This window comes from Clostridium sp. DFI.5.61, assembly GCF_024462915.1.
Classification (GTDB): domain Bacteria; phylum Bacillota; class Clostridia; order Oscillospirales; family Oscillospiraceae; genus Lawsonibacter; species Lawsonibacter asaccharolyticus.
In genome coordinates this window covers 63841-83717 of record NZ_JANGBZ010000010.1, presented here as the reverse complement: position 1 = coordinate 83717, position 19877 = coordinate 63841, and the positions used below count along the sequence as shown (strand labels likewise).

Annotated in this window: 18 protein-coding genes and 1 riboswitch; of the genes, 4 read left to right on the top strand and 14 right to left on the bottom strand. The window is 56.6% G+C overall.

Annotated elements, in window-relative coordinates:
* The first annotated feature begins 63 nt into the window (after positions 1-63).
* The 3 genes from NE584_RS07400 to NE584_RS07390 all read left to right on the top strand — a co-directional run bounded on the left by NE584_RS07400 (position 64) and on the right by NE584_RS07390 (position 2874).
* Positions 64-1191, top strand: a complete 1128-nt coding sequence (locus NE584_RS07400) for a TRAP transporter substrate-binding protein (RefSeq protein WP_050622822.1) — start codon at positions 64-66, stop codon at positions 1189-1191.
* Positions 1192-1291: 100 nt separating this feature from the next.
* Positions 1292-2104: a sugar phosphate isomerase/epimerase gene (locus NE584_RS07395; protein WP_193955461.1), complete on the top strand. Its 813-nt coding sequence runs from the start codon at positions 1292-1294 to the stop codon at positions 2102-2104.
* Positions 2105-2121: 17 nt separating this feature from the next.
* The gene (locus NE584_RS07390; RefSeq protein WP_050622823.1) at positions 2122-2874 is read left to right on the top strand and encodes an SDR family NAD(P)-dependent oxidoreductase; all 753 of its coding nucleotides are present in this window, start codon (positions 2122-2124) and stop codon (positions 2872-2874) included.
* 121 nt (positions 2875-2995) lie between these two features.
* On the opposite strand, the gene deoC is transcribed toward NE584_RS07390, so the two are convergent.
* The 3 genes from deoC to NE584_RS07375 all read right to left on the bottom strand — a co-directional run bounded on the left by deoC (position 2996) and on the right by NE584_RS07375 (position 5890).
* Positions 2996-3655: a deoxyribose-phosphate aldolase gene (gene deoC, locus NE584_RS07385; protein WP_050622824.1), complete on the bottom strand. Its 660-nt coding sequence runs from the start codon at positions 3653-3655 to the stop codon at positions 2996-2998.
* A 203-nt stretch (positions 3656-3858) separates the two neighbouring features.
* The gene (gene metK / locus NE584_RS07380; protein WP_256182545.1) at positions 3859-5040 is read right to left on the bottom strand and encodes a methionine adenosyltransferase; all 1182 of its coding nucleotides are present in this window, start codon (positions 5038-5040) and stop codon (positions 3859-3861) included.
* A gap of 71 nt (positions 5041-5111) precedes the next feature.
* A riboswitch (SAM riboswitch) is annotated at positions 5112-5209 on the bottom strand.
* A 75-nt stretch (positions 5210-5284) separates the two neighbouring features.
* A complete protein-coding gene (locus NE584_RS07375) occupies positions 5285-5890 on the bottom strand; it encodes an AAA family ATPase (protein ID WP_108979928.1) in 606 nt (201 codons plus the stop codon).
* Between the two features lie 526 nt (positions 5891-6416).
* On the opposite strand from NE584_RS07375, the gene NE584_RS07370 reads away from it, so the two are divergent.
* Positions 6417-10040, top strand: a complete 3624-nt coding sequence (locus tag NE584_RS07370; protein WP_256182542.1) for an S-layer homology domain-containing protein — start codon at positions 6417-6419, stop codon at positions 10038-10040.
* A 90-nt stretch (positions 10041-10130) separates the two neighbouring features.
* Here NE584_RS07370 and NE584_RS07365 read toward each other — a convergent pair whose 3' ends face one another.
* The 11 genes from NE584_RS07365 to NE584_RS07315 form a co-directional block, all read right to left on the bottom strand.
* Positions 10131-10901, bottom strand: a complete 771-nt coding sequence (locus NE584_RS07365; protein WP_256182540.1) for a hypothetical protein — start codon at positions 10899-10901, stop codon at positions 10131-10133.
* Positions 10902-11111: 210 nt separating this feature from the next.
* Positions 11112-11246 carry a hypothetical protein gene (locus NE584_RS07360; protein ID WP_256182538.1) on the bottom strand — a complete coding sequence of 45 codons (135 nt, stop codon included), beginning with the start codon at positions 11244-11246 and terminating at the stop codon, positions 11112-11114.
* Positions 11247-11643: 397 nt separating this feature from the next.
* The gene (locus NE584_RS07355) at positions 11644-12084 is read right to left on the bottom strand and encodes an RpiB/LacA/LacB family sugar-phosphate isomerase (protein WP_336454699.1); all 441 of its coding nucleotides are present in this window, start codon (positions 12082-12084) and stop codon (positions 11644-11646) included.
* A gap of 16 nt (positions 12085-12100) precedes the next feature.
* Entirely contained in the window at positions 12101-12745 is a 645-nt protein-coding gene (gene dhaL / locus NE584_RS07350) for a dihydroxyacetone kinase subunit DhaL (RefSeq protein WP_256182536.1), read from the bottom strand.
* Between the two features lie 10 nt (positions 12746-12755).
* On the bottom strand, positions 12756-13769 hold the full coding sequence (locus tag NE584_RS07345) for a dihydroxyacetone kinase subunit DhaK (protein WP_050622755.1): 1014 nt from the start codon (positions 13767-13769) through the stop codon (positions 12756-12758).
* A gap of 86 nt (positions 13770-13855) precedes the next feature.
* Entirely contained in the window at positions 13856-14815 is a 960-nt protein-coding gene (locus NE584_RS07340; RefSeq protein WP_050622756.1) for a uroporphyrinogen decarboxylase family protein, read from the bottom strand.
* Between the two features lie 128 nt (positions 14816-14943).
* Positions 14944-16359 carry a sodium/glutamate symporter gene (locus NE584_RS07335; protein ID WP_050622757.1) on the bottom strand — a complete coding sequence of 472 codons (1416 nt, stop codon included), beginning with the start codon at positions 16357-16359 and terminating at the stop codon, positions 14944-14946.
* Positions 16360-16448: 89 nt separating this feature from the next.
* Positions 16449-17576, bottom strand: a complete 1128-nt coding sequence (locus tag NE584_RS07330) for an FAD-binding oxidoreductase (RefSeq protein ID WP_256182532.1) — start codon at positions 17574-17576, stop codon at positions 16449-16451.
* A complete protein-coding gene (locus tag NE584_RS07325; protein ID WP_050622759.1) occupies positions 17569-17922 on the bottom strand; it encodes a (2Fe-2S)-binding protein in 354 nt (117 codons plus the stop codon). Before NE584_RS07325 ends, NE584_RS07330 begins: the two co-directional genes overlap by 8 nt.
* 35 nt (positions 17923-17957) lie before the next feature.
* Complete coding sequence (locus NE584_RS07320; protein WP_256182528.1) at positions 17958-19556, bottom strand: FAD-dependent oxidoreductase; 1599 nt, start codon at positions 19554-19556, stop codon at positions 17958-17960.
* Entirely contained in the window at positions 19553-19873 is a 321-nt protein-coding gene (locus tag NE584_RS07315; RefSeq protein WP_256182526.1) for a (2Fe-2S)-binding protein, read from the bottom strand. The genes NE584_RS07320 and NE584_RS07315 overlap by 4 nt, the downstream gene beginning before the upstream one ends.
* Between the last annotated feature and the right edge of the window lie 4 nt (positions 19874-19877).

The window sequence follows — 19877 nt, the reverse complement described above, 5'->3', positions numbered from 1 at the left end:
ATTGAGTCATCAGAACAAGCGGCCGCCTCAGGCGGCGAGTCAAATCAGGAAGGGAGAATTCAAATGAACACCACAAAGAAACTGATCAGCTTGACCCTCGCAGCAGCAATGTCTCTGTCTCTGGCAGCCTGTGGAGGAGGGGGGACCTCCGCGGGTTCCACCCCGCCCCCGTCCGGCTCCAGCACAGGCTCCGGCGCCGTTCAGAGCGTGGCGGATTACGACATCCAGCCTGAACTGGACAGCTCTGTGGACTACACCCAGGGCGACTCCTACTCCTTCATCATTGCCACCGACGGCGCTGAGGACCGCGTGGACGGCCTGTTGGTCCATTACATGGCGGATCAGCTTAACGCCATCACCGGCGGCCGCATCCAGCTGCAGATGTATTTCAACGGCTCCATGGGGACCGACACTGAGCTGTGCGAATCTACACAGGCCGGTGATGTGGCCTTCTTCCTGGGGTCCACCGCATTCACCGCCAATTTCGTCCCTGAGCTGAATGCCATTGATCTCCCTTTCCTCTATCAGGATGCCCAACAGTTCCGGGATACCATGGACGATGAGACGGTCTTCCGCTTCTACGAGGAGAAATACCAGGATAAAGGCTTTGAGCTCATCGGCTTCTTCGACCAGGGCATGCGTCAGATGACCAGCAACATCAAGGTCCAGTCCCCTGACGACATGCAGGGACAGAAGATCCGGGTCATGGAGAACCAACTGCACATCTCCATCTGGCAGGCGCTGGGCGCCAACCCAACCCCTATGGCCTTCTCTGAGGTCTATATGGCGCTGCAGCAGGGCACCATCGATGCCCAGGAGAACCCCTTTGAGGTCATCTACGCCAACCGCCTGTATGAGCAGCAGGACTATGTGATCCTGACAAACCATCTGCCCGCATCCCACAACCTGCTGATCAGCCAGGTCGTCTACAACGGCCTGAGCGATACAGACAAGGAGCTGATCATGGCTGTGGGCAAGGCCGCCATTCAGTATTCCAGAGAGCAGTGCGACGCCCGGCTCTCTGAGCGTATGGACTTGGTGGCTCAGACCGGAACCGAGATCGTGGAACTCCCCGCCGACGTTCTGGAGCAGCTGCGGGACAAGTGCTCCGGTGTCTATGACGAGGTCCGCGCCACCTACGGCGATGAGCTGGTGGACATGCAGATCAGCACCGCTGAGAAATACGCCTGAGCGGAACGTCTGAGATAGAAACTGTTCGTCCTCCGGGGAGCGGGCACCGCGGGCCCCGCGGGCCCCGTTTCCCGGAGGATGATATCTTAGGAGGCAACTGATGAAACACCTTTACTCCCTGGTCCATTTGACAAACATCAGCTGTCCGCCCCCGGAGATGATCCGGGTGGCGGCCAGGGCGGGCTATGATGCGGTCAGCCTGCGGACCATCCCCATGGGGCTGCCGGGGGAGCGTCCCTATGACATCGCAAAGGATCCCCATCTGCTTCGTGAGACCCGGCGGGCCGCTCAGGAGACAGGCATCCTGCTGCACGATACAGAGAATGCCCGCATCGCGGCTGGAGTGGATGTGCAGGACTATGAACCGGCGCTGGCGGCCGCAGCAGAGCTGGGCATCCGGCACATCCTGACCAACATCTGGACCCCGGACCGCTCATTTTATACCGATCAGTTCTGCCGGCTGTGTGAGCTGGCCGCCCGATATGAGCAGACGGTCAGCGTGGAATTCGTCACATGGGCCAGTGTCACCGATCTCCGTCAGGTCAGGCAGCTGCTCCTGGACTCCGGCAAAGAGAACGTGGGCGTGGTGGTAGACTGCCTGCACTTTTACCGCTCCCGGGTCCAGCTGCATGAGCTGGAGGAGTGCCCCCGGAGCTGGTTCCATTACGCGCACCTGTGCGACTGTGAGGCCCCGATCCCCACGGATGAGGCGGCACTGATCCACACCGGCCGGGCGGAACGCCTGTATCCCGGGGAGGGTGCAATCCCCATCGCGGAGATCATTTCCAGGATCCCGCAGGTGGTGTGCGGTGTGGAAGTGCCCCACCTGACAAGAGTGGAAAAGATAGGCTATGAGACCCATGCCAGACGGGCCCTGGAAGGGGCAAAGGCATGTCTGGGGGAGCAACGATAAGACTGGAGGGATATGCAATGGAGCGATATGAACATAAAGTTGTGCTGATCACTGGCGCGGGGGATATCGCCGGCGCCACTGCCCGGCGGCTGCTGTCTGAGGGCGGAAAAGTGGCGCTGACCGATTTTTCCCGGGAGGCGCTGGACCAGGAGGCCAGGATGCTGAAAGAGGAAGGCTGGGATGAGGACCGGGTGATGACCATCCCGGGCGACGTCCGAAGCTTGGAGGACTGCCAGGCCGCCGCAGCCGAAGTAAAGGAAAAGTGGGGCAGGATCGACGTCTTGGTAGCCACGGCAGGTATCCTCCGTCACTTTCCCATCGATGAGCTGACAGAAGCCCAGTGGCAGGATGTGATCGACATTAACTTGACAGGGGTCTATCATTCGGTGAAAGCGGTGGTCCCCGCCATGAAGGAGCAGAACTACGGTCGGATCGTACTGATCTCCTCCATTGGGGGCCGCACGGGCCGCCCGGGGGTGGGGGTGAATTACGCTGCCGCAAAGGCTGGGATCAACGGCATGGCCATGTGCCTGGGATATGAGCTGGGCCCCTGGAACATTACCGTGAACAGCGTAGCGCCTGGGCCGCTGAAGGGGAAAATGTTCCTCTCTCTCTCTCAGGATAAGGTGGATAAGCTCTCTGCGGGTGTCCGCATCCCGAGACTGGGAGAGCTGGATGACATCGCCGGCGCCATCGCATACCTGGGCAGCGATGACGCATCCTGGACCACTGGTGAGGTGCTGGATGTGAACGGAGGCCTGCAATACTGACCGATCCAGAACCGTGGGCCCAACGAGAGGTCACTCCTGCGGGATACGCCTGCAGAACGCAAAAAGATCCCCGTCCATTTTCACAATGGACGGGGATCTTTCGGTGTGAAAAGGGCTGGGCTCAGCCGTTGCTCTGAGCCTGGACCAGGGCAACCAGACCGCTGCTGCCGATACGGTCGGCCCCCAGTTCCAGGTAGGTCTGGGCCTCCTCCAGGGTGCGGATGCCGCCGGCCGCCTTGATCCTCACATCGGGGCTGCAGTGCTCCCGGAACAGCTTCACATCCTCATAGGTAGCGCCGCCGGTAGAGAAGCCAGTGGAGGTCTTGATAAAGTCTGCTCCGGACATGGAGACGATACGGCACATGGCCTGCTTCTCCTCACAGGTCAGCAGGCAGGCCTCCACGATGACCTTCAGGATACGTCCCTTACAGGATGCTTTGACCGCCTTGATCTCCTCCAGCACCCCCTCCCAGTCGCCGCTCTTCACCAGGCCCAGATCAGCCACCATGTCGATCTCGTCCGCTCCCCCGCGGATGGCGTCCTCGGTCTCGAACACCTTGACCTCAGGAGTGGAGTAGCCGTTGGGGAAACCCACCACGGTGCATATCTTCAGCTGATTGCCCACATAGGCGGCGGCCCGCTTCACATAGCGGGGCGGGATGCAGACGGAGGCAGTGCGGCAGGTGAGGCCCTCGTCACAGACCGTCTTGACCTGGTCCCAGGTGGCGGTGGGGGTCAGAAGTGTGTGATCCACGTGGCGAAGCAGTTCGCTGTAATCCATATTCTATGATCTCCTTCCTGTATGGGGCGCAGAGATACCCATTTTCGGCTGTTTTCTCTCTATTTTACCCTATGGCGCGGCGATTGTCCAGCCCCGGGGCCGGTCATTCAGAAAGAAGGGGCCGGAGGATCTCCTCCGGCCCTTATTTGCGCCTGTACAGTCTATGAGGCGCCAACTGAAAAGATTCCTGGCCGCTGACGCCGTTACAGAGCCGCCTTCAGTGACTCTGCCCGGTCGGTCTTCTCCCAGGACAGGTCCAGGTCGTCCCGCCCAAAGTGCCCATAGGCCGCCAGCTGGCGGTAGATGGGGCGGCGCAGCCCCAGATCCCGGATGATGGCAGCCGGACGCAGGTCAAAGACTTGTTCCACTGCGTCGGAGAGCTGTTCGTCCGGCACCGTTCCGGTGCCGAAGGTATCCACGCGGACGGAGACGGGGCGGGCCACACCAATGGCATAAGCCAGCTGGACCTGGCAGCGCCGGGCCAGCCCGGCGGCCACCACGTTCTTCGCCACCCAGCGGGCGGCATAGGCGGCCGACCGGTCCACCTTAGTGGGGTCCTTGCCGGAGAAAGCGCCGCCTCCGTGGGGAGCACTGCCGCCGTAGGTGTCCACGATGATCTTCCGCCCGGTGAGGCCGGAGTCTCCCTGAGGACCGCCGATGACGAACCGGCCGGTGGGGTTGACGTAGATCTTGGTCTGATCGTCCAGCAGCTCGGCAGGGATGATGGGCTTGATGACCAGCTGGATCATATCCTGCCGGATCTGGTCCAGGGACGCCTCCGGCCCGTGCTGGGTGGAGACCACCACCGCGTCCACCCGCAGGGGGCGGTTCTCTCCGTCATACTCCACCGTGACTTGGGTCTTGCCATCAGGGCGCAGGTAGTCCACCAGTCCCTCCTTGCGGACCTGGGTCAGGCGGCGGGCCAGCCGCTGGGCCAGAGAGATGGGCAGCGGCATCAGCTCGGGGGTCTCGTCGCAGGCGTAGCCGAACATCATGCCCTGGTCCCCAGCCCCGTTGTCCAGGCCGTCGTCCTGGGTGCCCTCCTTGGCCTCCAGACACTTGTCCACGCCCATGGCGATGTCGGGAGACTGCTCATCGATGGAGGTGACCACCGCGCATGTGTCACAATCAAAGCCGAACTTGGCCCGGTCATAGCCGATCTCCTTCACAACCTGTCGGGCGATCTTTGGGATGTCCACATAACAGGAGGTAGTGATCTCCCCCATCACGTGGATCAGGCCGGTGGACGCCGTGGTCTCACAGGCCACCCGGGCGTCTGGGTCCTGGGCCAGGATGGCATCCAGTACCGCATCTGAGATCTGGTCGCAGATCTTGTCAGGATGGCCCTCGGTCACTGATTCAGAGGTAAACAGTCGCTTTGCCATAATATTTCGTCCTTTCTTCTGTCGGGGGGATGAAAAACGCTCCGCCGAGGCGGAGCGTCAGAGTCCATGCACCCTCATCTTTCGATACACTACCGCCGGATTTGGCACCTTGCGGAACGCAGGTTGCCGGGCTTCATCGGGCCGTTCCCTCCACCACTCTTGATAAGGCTATTCAGTTTGCAAAAAACATTCTATCAGATTTTGTAGATTTGTCAACGGAAAGATTAAGATCCGCCGCAGTTTTTTACAGTGTCTTTGCCAGCTCGGAGATGATGTCCACGCACCGCTGGATGCCGATGATTCCGCTGTCCAGAGAGAGGTGGTAGTTCTGGGACATGCCCCAATCCCCGTCGGTATAGTGCTTGTAGTAGACGCGGCGCCTCTTGTCCTTCTCCTCGAGGCGTTTTTCCGGGCTCTTCTCGCTGGAGCCGTACAGGCGCACGATACGGTCCGCCCGGGCCGCCATAGAGGCGTGAATGAATACGTTGAGACAATCCTCCCGTTCCCGCAGGATATAATCGGCACACCGGCCCACGATGACGCAGGGCTCTTTTTCCGCAAGGCTCCGAATGACCCTGCACTGAATGGCCCAAAGAAAATCATTGGCGGACATTCCCTCCATGGCTCCCTGGGACCCCCGGGCAGCAAAACCAAAAGAGAGCCAGTTTTTGGAGGGGGCATACTCGCCAGCCTGTTCAATGTACTTCTCATCAAAGCCGGTCTCCACCGCGACCTGGCGGACCAGCTCCTTGTCATAATAAGAATATCCCAGCTTCTGTGCCACCTCCTTGCCGATGGTGCGCCCGCCGCTGCCAAACTCACGGCTGATCGTAATGATTCGTTTGCTCATACTATCGTCCTCCTACAACACCGGATCTTGAGACTATTGGCCACAGAAAAGATATGCACTGAGGCATACCCTTCAGAAAAGGTACACTGTATTTCCGAAAACTCCGATTCTTTTGTGTGCCCCCTAGGGGGCGAAAACCTCTACACACAAACAAAAACCGAAATTAGAGATTTTTAATGATTATACTATGCCAATGCAGGTTTTTCAAGTGTACAGGGAATACACCGTTGCAAAGACAGATGTAAAAAAGCAAAATGTCTACCAAAAGTCTACCAAAAAAGGGCGGCAGGGGCCTGGAGTTTCAGGGCCTCGCCGCCCCTTCTGTTTTCATGTGTCTACCAAATGTCTACCAGGGAAACTTTTTAGGCGTGATCTCGGGGATTTTTCCCCTGATCTTCCCCTTTTTATAACCAATTCCTCCTGTGTCAGAAGTGTTGTACAGGCATAGTGGGCCGAAATGTTCTGGAAAAGGCCCGGTTTGTCAGAAAACAGCGACTTTTGTCAATATAAAAAGGAGGAATATCCAATGAGAAACCTGAAGCGTGCTCTCAGCCTGGCTCTGGCTTCCGTTATGCTCCTGGGCATGATGGTCGTGGGTTCCAGTGCTAAGGGCCTTGACGACTTCAGCGACAACGCTGAGATCGTCAACAAGGACGCCGTGGCGGTCACCTCTGCCATCGGCCTCTTTGACGGCTACGAGGACGGGTCCTTCGGCCCCGAGAACGTAGTCACCCGCGCCGAGATGGCGGTCATCATCACCACCATGCTCTACGGCGCTGGGTTCAACGTGACTCAGTTCGCTGAAACCAGCGTGTTCACCGACGTCCCCGCCTGGGCGGAGGGCTATGTGAACCTGTGCTCCAGCCTGGGCATCGTGGCCGGCGTGGGCGACGGCAAGTTCGACCCCAACGCCACCGTGACCACCGCGCAGGCCGTGCTGATGCTGTGCCGCGCCCTGGGCTACTTCCAGAACGCCGCTGACTTCGGCGACAACTGGATGCTGGCCGCCACTGCCAAGGGCACCGCTCTGGGCCTGTACGGCGACCTGAAGCTGACCGCTAACGAGGGCCTGACCCGCGACAACGTGGCCGAGCTGGTGTTCAACGCCCTGACCAAGGCCGTGCCTGTCCAGTACAACGAGTTGCTGGGCGTGTACTACAACGAGAACAAGGGCATCGTGTACTCCCTGACCTTCTACTACACCGATACCCTGGGCTACAAGAACTTTGACCTGGTCTACAAGACCGGTGAGGAGACCACTTATGGCCGTCCCGCCACCACCTGGGGCACCGGTTCTTATCGGGTGCAGACCAACACCACCGCCGGCAACGACAACTACGGCCTCAATGAGGACGGCAGCCTGATCCCCGGTCAGGTGAAGATGCTCGCCTCCGACGAGATCATCACCATCGCCGATGAGCCTGATTACGTCTATACCGGCGCCACCGAGGAGAAGGCCCTGTACAAGGATCTGGGCCGCGGCATCATCACTTCCTATGCCTGGACTGTCTACGTGGATGGCCATCTGGATACCGTTGACTATGACAAGAATGACGATGGAGATTATGATGATGTCGATGAGTCCTATGTGACTCGCCCCGGCAACAATTCCAGCGACTACATCTACACCGACAGCGGCATGGTGACCGAGATCTACGTTGACTCCGCCAATGAGACCGTCACTGTGGTCTGCTACTACAACTACATCGGCCAAGTCAGCCGCGTCCGTGACGATGCCGACGGCAAGTATGTCCAGCTGACCAACATCACCTATGACGGCGGCAGCTACGATGACATCAACTCTGCTCTGACCGACGTGGGTGCTGAGCTGGATACTAAATTCTACACCGATGCCTTTGCAGAGGACGCTTATGTGGTGTTCACCGTGGATTGTGACGACCGTGACGGCAGCGACTACGACGCTCACGTCGCCACCATGGCCGCTCCTGAGACCGCTGACGGCACCGTGAAGGCTGTCAGCCAGGACCCCAAGTATGACACCGGCAACTATATCGAGCTGGACTCCACCAAGTACGTGTACAGCGAGGTCTCTGCCAAGGATCTGGACAACAATGACATGACTGCCGACCCCGCTCTGGAGACTGAGTACCGTCTGTACCTGGATCCCAACGGCTTCGTGGTGGGCTTCGCCGCTCTGGAGGACGTGTCTAAGAACTACGTCTATGTGATCGACGCCAGCGAGTCCACCGGCGACGTAGAGGCCAAGGTCCTGTTCCCCGACGGCACCGTGGCCAAGATCGACGTGGACGGCACCATTGAGAAGTTCAACGGCACCGGCAGTGCTTCCACTGACTTCGAGGTCAAGAACGACACCGACGCCGACAAGCTGGAGGGAGTCGTTTTTGCCTACGAGAAGAACAGCAAGGATGTCTATACCCTTACCTTCGAGACCGCTGACCAGGCTGTTGTCAATATCGAGACCGACAAGGCCAGCATCTACACCACCAGTGTGGACGATCAGGACACCACTGTCTACACGGTGGACCTGAACACTGTGTTTGCCGACCTGGATGACAAGGTGGCCTACACCGGCTATGAGGAAGTGCCCAACTATGACGGCGCCACCATCATGGTGGTGGACCACAACGGCAACGGCATGGAGGACATCGTCTTCATCGTTGACCAGGGCACCAAGTACGGCGAGGATTCCACTTACTTCTATGTGGCCGGCGCCACCGACTACAAGACTGTTAAGATCGACGGCACCCAGTACACCTACCGCACCGTCTATGTGGACGGCGAGAAGATCGACAAGGGTTCTGAGGAGCCCTTCGTGATCAAGGCCAGCGAGGATACCATCGCGACCACCGGTATCGGCCTGTACAAGGTCGTGAAGGTGGACGATCAGGGCCGCGTGCTGGAGTACACCAAGGTGGACACTGCTGACAACAAGTACCTGCCCATCGAGGAGGTCGGCAAGAACTCCGTTGTCACAAACCAGACCGCCGATGACAACAAGTCCGGAAAGTGGACTTGGAACAGCGACACCATCTGGGTCCACATCTATAACAATGGCAAGAAGGTGGAGTCCGGCGCCAAGAGCGACATCATTTTCGAGAAGACTCCTGTTGCCGGCGATGAGATCACCTATGTCTACATCGCCAAGAACGACAAGCAGCTGGCTGAGCTGATTTATGTCATCGACGGCGAGTTCACCGCTACTGTGTATGATGATGACGCTAAGGCCTCCGAGCGTGTCGGCAACATCAACGCTTTCCTGGCTACCAATGGCTACACCGCCGCTGATTTGACCACTCTGAAGACTGAGATGGAGGGTTACCTGACCAAGGACATCTCCGCCGCTGTGAAGGCCGACGTCGAGGCTGTGATCAAGGCCCTGGCCGATGCCCAGACCGCTCTGACCGCTGATCAGACCGCTGCCAAGGCTGAGCTGAACTCCTACAAGGAGACTGCTCTGAACACCTATGAGGATAAGCTGACCGGAACCGAGGTCCGTGAGATCGAGGCGATCGTGTCTGCTGCCAACGCCAAGATCGATGCGGCGGCCAAGAACGCCATTGACGGCATCGTGACTCAGGCGAAGTCTGATATCGATGGGAAGACCACCGGTGCTGCTGGTGCGCTGGCCGACGAAAAGAAGGTCAAGGACGCCAAGGCTGCCCTGGGCGATGTGACTCTGTCCCCCGTTGCCTCTACCTCCGCTCCTGACGCCGATGCGATCAAGGCCAAGCTGCCCGTTGCCGCTGATGGTGTAACCTATGCGGTTTCTGCTCCCAGCTGGGGTTCCATCACCGCCGGTGAGGAGGATACCTTTACCGCCACTGTGACTGTGACCATCACTGCTGGTGAGGCTCAGGACACGAAGGAGATCCAGGCTTCCTATGTGGCTACCGATTACAAGACCGTGAAGGACGCTGTGGACGGAATCGGCAAGGCTGTGAGTGTGGAGGTTTCTTCTTCTGGCATCGATGCTAATGCGGCTGAGACTGCTTTGAAGAGTGCTCTGGAGAGCAAATATACGGGAACTACTATTACCGCTGATATTGCTGGCAATGTGACCGGTAGCGAAGGCGATGTAGTTACCAAGAGCGCTTCCATTACTGTGGCTGTTGGGTCGGTCAATTATACGATCGATGGTGTGGTCGTCACAATTACTCTGACTGCCTGATTTCGCCTGATAAGATCACAAGTTAATTTTGCCGCCCCCCGGTGACCCGGGGGGCGGTCCCCTTTTCTGCCGCTCCGCAGACGCCGTTGCCTACCGCTGAAGCCCATACAGAATGAAGCTGCCGCCTTTGTTCATGGGTTCGGAGCAGAACAGCCGGATGGCACTCAAATCCTCAAACTCCACTCCAGAGGCCAGGCCGACGCTTCCGAACCCCCAAAAGCTGTTTCTGTCCCGGCTGCAACCCTGACCCAGGACCCCCGTCCCAACGCTTCCAAGGGAAAAGAACTCGACCTCCCCCGCGGCCGTCTCCCGAAAGGAGCTGGACCCCTCCAGACTGTCTCCCAGCCGGATATCTCCTCGGCCGGGACTGCTTTGGCAGTGATAGACGGCCCCCGTCACCCTGTTGAGCTGGACCCGAAGTGAGGTGACGGATGGCGCACTGATGGTATAGACCAGCCGCAGGCGTGCATATTGTTCTGCCGGTATCCTGGACAGATCCAGATCCAATGAGGATGCAGAAGCGGCCAGTGTCCAGCTCCCCAGCCTTACCCAGCAGAGGCTTTCGGACAGATGATGGACTTCTGCTCCCAAGGCGGCCAGCTCCGTCTTGTCGGCCTTTCCACTCTCCAGGTCGGAGATGCGCCCCTCCGCCGCTGAGAGGGCGGTCTTGTCAGCCTTCTGCTCCACCACGTTGGACAGGCTGTCCACTGCAGATCTGTCGGCCTTCTGGCCCGCCTGCTCCGCCAGGGCGTGGAGCGCCCCGTCGATCTTGGCGTTGTCGGAGTTGAAGTCCACCCGCTCCACCTTGTCCACGGCCTCCCACTGGGAGAGCCCATAATACTGCGTCTGTCCGCTTGCCATAAAAAATCCCTCCTGTCCTGACTGGGCCCGGCAGATCCGGACCCGCTCAAAACCGGAGGGAAAAGCTGTTTTGTGAGACGTTTTAATACAAATTATGGAAGTGAAACGGAACTGCGCCCATTTCTGCCCCACCTGTGCGGAAGCCCCGGTATTAAGAGAGGCAGCCCGATGGCGGCAGCGCGCCTTCTCCTTCTCCCTGCGGCTCCCATTTCACCCGTGCAGGGCGGACTCCTGTCCCATGGCGGTGAAGAAGGGGACGCCGAGATGGCTGTAAAAGGCCAGATAGATGATGATATCCCTGGGTGCGTGGATGTCACCGATCTCAGCGCCGATGTGCTTGATCACCGATCCGGATGTCCCAGCACTGGTTGGACAGACGCCCAATGCTTTTCGAGATGGTTTTTACCGAAGACTTATTATACCTCAAGACCTCATCATGCAGTCTGCATCATACGCAAAGTACCAGACTGTAAGTAAACGAGAGCTTCATCTCCGGCTTTCCTCCAAGCATCTCTTGTACCAAATATAAAAATACCGGCTGTCCTGGTAAAGCTCAGGGCAGCCGGTATTTTTTTAATGCGCAGTGCCAGACCGTTCCCGGCAGGCCTCCGCACAAAAACTCAGCGGAAAATTTCTGGACTAATCTCCGAAGCGGCTTTCTACATCTGCCCACAGGCTGCAATGAGAGACTTATCATCAAAACTCATGACCTTATGAGAGGCAGGAGGCCAAGCCTGTTTCATCACCGCTCATAGGCGGCAATTCGATCTATCTTTGGCTGAGATGCGCACCCGGGAGTAAACTCGGAGGAGAGAAAGGTCTCGGCCAGTCTTTCCATCAGCCGGATTCCAATGGTAAAGGCACCAAAGCAGGCAATATTTGCGTTGTTGCTCTTCCTGGCACGCTCGGCGGAGTACACGTCGGTGATCAGCGCGGCATAGGCGCCTTTTACTTTATTTGCCGCAATAGACACACCAAGCCCCGTACCACAAATCAGAATTCCGCGGTCATACTCTTTTCTGGAAACAGCTTCGGCAACTTTTATTGCAACATTTGCATAAATCGGATCATCGCTCCCAAAGTCAGTAAGCAAAAATCCTTTTTGCCCCAAGTATTGCATCAGGGCGGCTTTCGCAGACGCCGCATTTGGGTCACAGCCAACCGCAATTTTCAGCATCGCCATATTCCTTTCCTGTATGTCAGTTCTCCAGTACGGACTTCATTCCATCTGCCATGGCCTGCAGGAGAATGCAGCAGGAGGTGGCTCCGGCGTCCAGTACACCGCGGGAACGCTCTCCCAGCCGTGCCGCCCTCCCATACTTCGCCGTCAGGTCTTTCGTAGACTGCTTTCCCTGCTCCGCGACCTGCTTCATCTCCTCCAATGCTGCAGAAAAATCCGTTTGGACATTTGCTGCTTCACGGACATATTGGCAGACAGGATAAAGCGTATCGACGAGAGTCTTGTCACCGGGACGGGCGTCAACAATCTCATAAAGCCCATCCAGGCCGGAGCGGAGCATTTCACTGAATGTTTCCAGCGTAATATCCTCAACATCTTCTATGACAGAGGACATTTCCATGAAAATGGTGCCGTATATCGGCCCCATGGACCCGCCGATTTTATTCAGCAGAACAGATCCCAGATCGAACAGTCCGTCTGAAAGCGAAGTGTCTTGATCCCCCAGCTGTTCTTCGTACAAGGTAAATCCCTTGTTCATGTTCATGCCGTGGTCGCCGTCGCCGATTAGTCCGTCCACATCTCCCAGCAGCTGCTTGTTTTGCTGTATAGCGTGGACCATTGCCAATAAAATACCACGACCGTTTTTGTTTTTTACCACCGACATTTCTGTTCCCTCAATTCTGTTTGAAACCCATCGTCCAGGCATCCATATCCATCAATTCTTTCAGCTCCTCATCCAGCTTCATAACAGTCACCGTAGCTCCCATCATGTCCAGTGAGGTAAAGAAATTCCCAGCATAATGGCGATAGATCCGAATCCCCTTCTCCTCCAGGATGGATTCGATCTCATGATAGAGGACATAGACCTCCATCAAAGGTGTAGCCCCTAAGCCGGACACCAGTACGGCAACCTCGTCCCCACTCTGGAAGGGATAATCAGGCAGCACGATGTCGAGCATGCGCTTGGCCATCTGCTTCGCGCTTTCGATCGGACAAACTTCAATGCCCGGTTCCCCATGGTGCCCGATCCCGACCTCCATGGTGCCCTCTTTGATCTCGAAATTCGGATGCCCCACTGCGGGAAGAGTACATGGGGTCAGGCCGATCCCAACGCTTCTGCAGTGGTCGATCGCCTTCTGTGCCGCGGAGATGACCTCATCTAATGTACCGCCCTTTGCCGCCTTAGCTCCTGCGCATTTCCACATAAAAATCTCGCCGGCAACGCCACGGCGCTTTTCCCGCTGATCTTTTGGCGCAGATGCCACATCATCGTTTGCGACCACAGTCTTTACGGTCAGCCCTTCACGTTTGGCCATCTTGACCGCCATTTTTACATTCATGTTGTCGCCGGAGTAGTTTCCGTACAGGCAGGCGATACCCCGGCCGCCGTCAGCGGCGCGGAAAGCCTCCAGGAAAGCCAGCGCTGCCGGGGAGGAACATATCTCCCCCACCGCAGCAGCATCACACATATTTTTTCCGACATAACCGATAAAGGCCGGTTTATGCCCAGAGCCGCCCCCCGTAACGATCCCAACCTTATCCGCGATGGGCGCATCCACTGCAGCTACAACGCCTCTTGGATTTTCTTCTCCGGTTTTGACCAATTTTACGATATCACTATGGCATTTTACGAAGCCGGCAAGCATTTCATCAACAATATCGTCCGGATTGTTCATGATTCGTTGCATAATTTATCCTCCCCTTGTGTTCAATCATCAGCAGAAAGTCTGTCCCCCGTGCACAGTCATTGCCCCGCGGCAAAAATCGCAGCAGATTACATCTTCACCATAGAATCAAGCGCCTCTTGCACCCAGCGGACACGGGCATGATCCACGGTTTCCAGCAATGAGCAGTCCGCGGCTACAATCAATCCGTCGGCCCCCGCCTCCCGGACGATCTCCTTTGTGTGCTCTATAACGGCCTTACGATCTGCCAGATAGATCGGGCTGCCTTCTTTGTTATTGAAACCGCCCATGACCGCCTTTTTCTTTGTGAAATATTTGCGTCCATCCTGCAGGGATAATTTATCGGTATGGACATCCCAATGCATTGCCGCACAGGGAAAGTCCTTCCAATTTTCCAGCCTATTGGGCACTCCCCAATATCCGCACAGATGAATGATGTTATACGGAGAGAGACGATTTGCCTCCTGCACCAGTGACAGGTCATAGGGCCGGAGCAGTTCATGATAGCACGCTCCGGTAAAGCCGTTCAAATCATTATTCTGCATCGGCAGAAACATGCCGGTCACACCAGCGTCTGAGATCAGCCGGTGCATAAACTCCATTTTGAACTCGTTCACCCTGGTTATCGCCTCAAACAGGGCGGGCTCGCGCCGTTCCAAATGGTCATAGACCAGTTCATCGCTCGTAGAACTCCTCAGTGTGGACACCGGATTGAAAACATTGTAAAAAACAGCCGTTTCATCCTGAATTGCTTCCCGAAGCCGCTTGATATGGGTAAGCTGATCCTGTACAAACGGATCATCCATACTCGGCAGCGCAATGTGCCTCCAGTCACATGGGCGCTGGACATTCAGGTCGGGAAGAGCTACAAAGCCATCACACATCATTTTTATAAAGTCTTCGCCAGTCTCCCGATAAAAACGGACATGTGAATCCACAAAGTTTTCCTTTTCCATATCGGCCCCCACAAAGTGGTGCCAGAACACCATAGGCGGACGGTCCACCGGCAAACCCTGCAATGCCCGAAGGGTCCGTTCCTTACGGTCCATTTTCTCTACCTCCTTGTATCAGACCAGCACCGTTTGTGAGCTGTCCCTGCGGAAACAGCATAGAGATTGGGAATGACTGTACCTGCCGGAGCGGGATATCTGCGCTTCCGACAGGCACAGCCAAAGGATCACACACAAGAGCTATGTTGTGAATCCTTCTGTGCTTCCGACGGACAATACATAGGATTTGTGGGACTGACCTTGCAGACCTTTCTCTTCCACACTTTCAGGAAAAAGATAGAAGCGACCCAGAGGAGACCGTAAACCACAACCACGCCCAGGTAAGACCATTCCGCACCGGTCGACAACAGTACAGGTCCCAAGGAAAGCGCGGTAATTTCCACCACATGTTCAAAGGGAGTCAAGATCGCAGTATCGCTCAGAGCGGTGCTCCGGTTATTCGGATCGACTACGCGCAGCAGACAGAAGCCCGTAGCAAACGTGCCCGTGGCATAACCCCAGTTGAACAATCCGCGTTCAAACCAATCCTTGCCGATCAGATGGGGGCCGCAGAACCAGAACCACACTACCATCCAGACAGTAAAGGCCAGCATCAGCAGCAGGAAGGGGGCCGCATATTTGATGATGACGTCCACCTGGACCATCGCCAGGCTGAATACCACCACATAGTCAGAGATCAGATTGCCGAATCCGTTGATCACCTTTGGGTCCACCGAGTCGTTGACCTTCGTCGCCTGGAAAACATAGTACAAAATCAAGGACACAAAAAATGCGATCGAAAATTCAGGGAGCTCGATCCCCAGCGCTTTGCTGCCGTAAATCGTAATGATATGCGCCAGCCCGGTGGGGATCATAATAAGGGCCAAGTGCCACGCCAAGGGCTCCAACGTAATGGAGGCGATCGTCTCCTCACCAATGGAGCCGCGCTTGCCCTTGGGGATAATTCCGGTAAGGAGCTCCCGGCTGATCGTATCTGTATTCTCGATATAAGATGTATATCCCCTTTTTGTCGCCAGCTTGGTCATGATAATGCCGCCGATCAGCCCCAAAAGCATGCCGTAGGCAGCCGCTGTGATACCCAGTCCAGTAAAATCAGAGAATCCATACTTATCCAGCACCTGGCCGGCCGCAATGGCTGGGCCGGTACCGCCAAGGAAGGAGACGGGGATCAGCCACCCAAATGCAGGATGCAGGTCACCGCCGGTATGCAGACGGGAGAGAAGGAGTATGGAAAGGATCATGGGAACGGAAAACTGTACAGCCCAGTTGATCTGGCGATAGACACAGTAACCGGCAATATCCTTGGCCCGTTTTTTCCCTTCGCCCTTTTTGATCCCCAGTCCCTGGAGGCCAATGGTGGCAAAAAGGACTGTGATCAGTGCACCGGCATAGTCCCCGCACAGACTGGTCAGGGGAACGATCTTCAGGCCATAAGGTCCAACTACCCAGGCAATAAAACCAGCGATCAGGCTGACCGGGATAAAGAAGTTCTGGAGTATTTTAACATGCTCGCGAATGATCTTTGCCACGAAGAGAATAACGGATACCCAAAAGAAGTCCATAATTACTGAGTAAAAATCCACAGTAGTCCCTCCCTTTCGATCAATAATTTTTTATAGATCCATCCCTTTTCTGTGTACTTCAGGCCGAGAAGATGCGGCACTTTCAATCGCTAGTGGCTGGGCAGCCGGAAGCGGTCATACCGCAGGCCGGACAAATCGACGGCAGGCGCCTCTCCCACAGCCATCTGGGCCAGCACATATCCCGCCGCAGGGCCGATCCCGAAGCCATGTCCGGTGAATGCACAGCCCACATAGAGGCCCTCGACCTCTTCCACCGGCGAAATGACAGGGGAGCCGTCCCAGCACATATCCAGCTGTCCGCTCCAGGAGCGGATTACTTTCACGCCCTTCAAAGTGGGCATATATTCCAGGAAAAAGCGTGCGATCCGTGGTGCTGAAAAGGAGAATGTAACCTCCCTCGGGTAAGTGGCGTCATATATCTCGTAGTTGCTGTCGCCGCCGATCACCCAAGTTCCGTTGCGCTGCTGCTGGGCATAGAAGCAGCCATCCGCGGCGGAGATAAACTTGTCGGTCACGGCTGGAATGGGCTCTGTGACGAACGCCTCGGTCAGCTGAGGCAGCATAGGGACATCCAGCCCCACGGTGCGCATGATCTTTCTGGAGCCAAATCCCGCACACAGGATGACGCTGTCTGCCTCATAGATCCCGTCGTCTGTATGTACCCTGCGGATCCTTCCAGCCACCTTTTCCAGCTTGAGGACCTTGATATTGGTGATAAACTGTGCGCCCAATTCCCTTGCCCGCTTATACAGAGCAAGGGTGGTGCGCATCGGGTTTGCATGACCGTCTGTGGGACAATAGGTGGCATATTGGACCTCCGGCGATACATCAGGGATCAACTCCCGGATATCCTGGCCGTAGACCATCCTTACATCCAGCCCCAAGGAGCTGTTCTGCCGCACCAGCTCTTCCAGCGCCTCCCGATCCTTCTCTGTTTTACCAAGGCGCATATTGCCGTTCTGGATATACTCAATATCCTCTCCCAGTTCTTCACCCAGAGTGGGCCAGATATGTTTTACCCCAAACATGGCCAAAGGAAGCTCACGGTTGTCACGTCCGGACTGTCTGGCTCCGCTGCCATTGCGCCCGGATGCGCCGCAGGCAACTTCCCTGCGCTCCAGAACTGTTACCTTTACCCCTCGCTTTGCCAGATAATAGGCGGCGGCGCATCCGACGACGCCGGCTCCAATGACAATGACATCACTGGCCTTATTCATCTCTGCCACCTCCCAGAAATTTTGGATAAAATGTATCGTTTCCATAGACACCCATGGGGACCGGACGCACAGGCGACCGGGCAGTGATCACATCCGTTTCAGTGGGAGAAATGCCCAGTTCCTGTGCAATGATGGCCCGAACGGTCTTGTTGCAGCTCTGTCCCTGGCACAACCCCATGCCGGCCCGAAGGAAACGCTTGACTTCATTCATCGTGTACATGCCGGCGTGGACCGCCCGGCGAATTTCGCCTCTTGTGATCTCTTCACAGCGGCAAATAACGACATCATCATCGGGACGAGGCTCAAATTCTCCCAGATGATAGGTCTCATCAGAAATGGAACTCATAGAATTATTTTCCCTCCTCAAATGCGTTTCCGGTATCATCTGGCGCTTCCGCTTTCCCTGGCAAAAAATCGTGCCTTTCCTGTCATGTTGGCCGGCACCTTCATCGTCAAGATCGGGGTGCGGTCATAGGGAGCCGTAATTTTCACATCCACTATCTCGGCCGGACAGACCGGCTTGCCGCTTCGGTCCAATGCGGTGCCCTTTTCTCCCTTTGCCGGCAGCGGGCGGAATTCGTAAGGCAGCGAAACGGCCCCGTATCCTGGCTCCAAGTCCTCGTTTACAAGGAAAATAGCTTGGCCGGGACATGCACTGACACACAGGCCGCAATTGATACATTCAACTTCCGGATGCACAACAGGCAGGTTCGTGATCCGGTCGCCCACCGTGATACAACGCTTGGGGCAAACATCCTGGCATGGGTTGCACGGGATATTCTGTGTACACTCTACGACCGGATGGAAGCCGCTCCCCCCGGCCTCGCAGCCCGGGAAGTTTGAGATCTCATCTTCCTCTAAATACCCCTTAGCCAGCAGGCTGGCCGACAGAGGGATCCCTTCGTCAGTCGCCGTGATCTTGGGGTTCCCCTTATTGGCCCCTGCAAACATTCCCTGACGCAGCTGATCCAGCGAGGATTGGTATAATGTGTAAAGCCTGTCGTGCTCCTCCTGGCTGATGTAGCCGGCCCGGAGGGCAGCGGCAGCCCCGGCGATGCGCCCGGAAATCATGGCCGAGCTGGCCTCCTCGATACCCGTCACATCTCCTGCGGCAAAAATGCCGGAAACACTGGTCTCTCCAAATTGATTCACTACAGGATGAACGCCGCCTTTTTTGGGGTCATCTGACAATCGGCATCCAGCTGTCATGGCCAGCTGATACATCGGAGACAGGCCTACCGCCACACAGATGGTGTCTACATCAAACTCCTTTTCTGTTTCAGGGACCGGCTTCCACGTCTTGTCGACCTGCGCGATCACTGCTTTTCTGACGTGGTCCTCTCCTTCGGCACGCAGAATGGTATGTCCGAGGTAGAACGGGACGCCGGTGCGGGCTAATTTTGCCGCGTGGACGCCGTATCCGCCGACCCGAGGCGCCGCATCGACCACAGCAACCAGTTCACAGCCCGCCTGCATCAGCTGCAGGCCCACCACCAGTCCAACATTTCCGGACCCCATCATCAGCACACGCTTGCCAGGCATGACTCCGTGAAGGTTCATCTGTGTCTGCGCGGAACCAGCCCCCATGACTCCCGGCAGTGTCCAGCCAGGGAAAGCCAAGGTGTTTTCGGATGCTCCCGTGGCGATAATAATGTTATCCGCCTTACAGGTGTAGACCTCGTCTCCTTTCATAATGGAGATGTCTTTATGGGGAAAAATTCCCATTACTGCGGCGTCCAGAACGACCTTCGCGCCCACTTCCTCCGCCTGCTTTACCAGTTGAGCGCCGATGTCGACCCCGCGGATGCGGGCCTTATGCTCCTTTGATCCAAAGAATTTATGGATCTGCTTAAACAGCTGACCACCGGGCCTGGCATTCTCATCAAAGACGATGGTGTCCAGTCCCTTTGAGGCCGCCTCAATGGCAGCGGACAGTCCGGCCGGACCTGCGCCAATGACCACAAGATCATATCGCTTCATTCATCTTCCTCCTTTTTTGTGGAGACGCCGTACTGAGTCTGAACTTTCATTCCTTCCTTCAGCGCAGTCATGCAGGTACGGACATTGGGAACTCCGTCCACAACCATGACGCAATCGGTGCATCGGCCGATGGAGCAGTACAGGCCGCGGGGCTTATGCAGCTTGGTGGTATAGCGATGTATCTCTACACCGTTGGATTTCAGCGCCATGGCAATGGGCTCTCCCTCATATCCCTCCATGGGCTTTCCGTCGTACTCAAAGGTCACCAGCCGTCCCTTTGGGAATTCATTAATAATTGGATGTTCCGTCACTCTCATGAAA

Excerpts from the sequence above, each read along its gene's own strand:
- NE584_RS07375 (WP_108979928.1), bottom strand. The coding sequence starts at position 5,890 with ATGAGCAAACGAATCATTACGATCAGCCGTGAGTTTGGCAGCGGCGGG.
- deoC (WP_050622824.1), bottom strand. The coding sequence starts at position 3,655 with ATGGATTACAGCGAACTGCTTCGCCACGTGGATCACACACTTCTGACC.
- NE584_RS07330 (WP_256182532.1), bottom strand. The coding sequence starts at position 17,576 with ATGAATAAGGCCAGTGATGTCATTGTCATTGGAGCCGGCGTCGTCGGA.
- NE584_RS07370 (WP_256182542.1), top strand. The coding sequence starts at position 6,417 with ATGAGAAACCTGAAGCGTGCTCTCAGCCTGGCTCTGGCTTCCGTTATG.
- NE584_RS07320 (WP_256182528.1), bottom strand. The coding sequence starts at position 19,556 with ATGAAGCGATATGATCTTGTGGTCATTGGCGCAGGTCCGGCCGGACTG.
- NE584_RS07400 (WP_050622822.1), top strand. The coding sequence starts at position 64 with ATGAACACCACAAAGAAACTGATCAGCTTGACCCTCGCAGCAGCAATG.
- NE584_RS07355 (WP_336454699.1), bottom strand. The coding sequence starts at position 12,084 with ATGGCGATGCTGAAAATTGCGGTTGGCTGTGACCCAAATGCGGCGTCT.
- NE584_RS07315 (WP_256182526.1), bottom strand. The coding sequence starts at position 19,873 with ATGAGAGTGACGGAACATCCAATTATTAATGAATTCCCAAAGGGACGG.
- NE584_RS07395 (WP_193955461.1), top strand. The coding sequence starts at position 1,292 with ATGAAACACCTTTACTCCCTGGTCCATTTGACAAACATCAGCTGTCCG.
- metK (WP_256182545.1), bottom strand. The coding sequence starts at position 5,040 with ATGGCAAAGCGACTGTTTACCTCTGAATCAGTGACCGAGGGCCATCCT.
- NE584_RS07340 (WP_050622756.1), bottom strand. The coding sequence starts at position 14,815 with ATGGACCGTAAGGAACGGACCCTTCGGGCATTGCAGGGTTTGCCGGTG.
- dhaL (WP_256182536.1), bottom strand. The coding sequence starts at position 12,745 with ATGTCGGTGGTAAAAAACAAAAACGGTCGTGGTATTTTATTGGCAATG.
- NE584_RS07345 (WP_050622755.1), bottom strand. The coding sequence starts at position 13,769 with ATGCAACGAATCATGAACAATCCGGACGATATTGTTGATGAAATGCTT.
- NE584_RS07325 (WP_050622759.1), bottom strand. The coding sequence starts at position 17,922 with ATGAGTTCCATTTCTGATGAGACCTATCATCTGGGAGAATTTGAGCCT.
- NE584_RS07365 (WP_256182540.1), bottom strand. The coding sequence starts at position 10,901 with ATGGCAAGCGGACAGACGCAGTATTATGGGCTCTCCCAGTGGGAGGCC.
- NE584_RS07390 (WP_050622823.1), top strand. The coding sequence starts at position 2,122 with ATGGAGCGATATGAACATAAAGTTGTGCTGATCACTGGCGCGGGGGAT.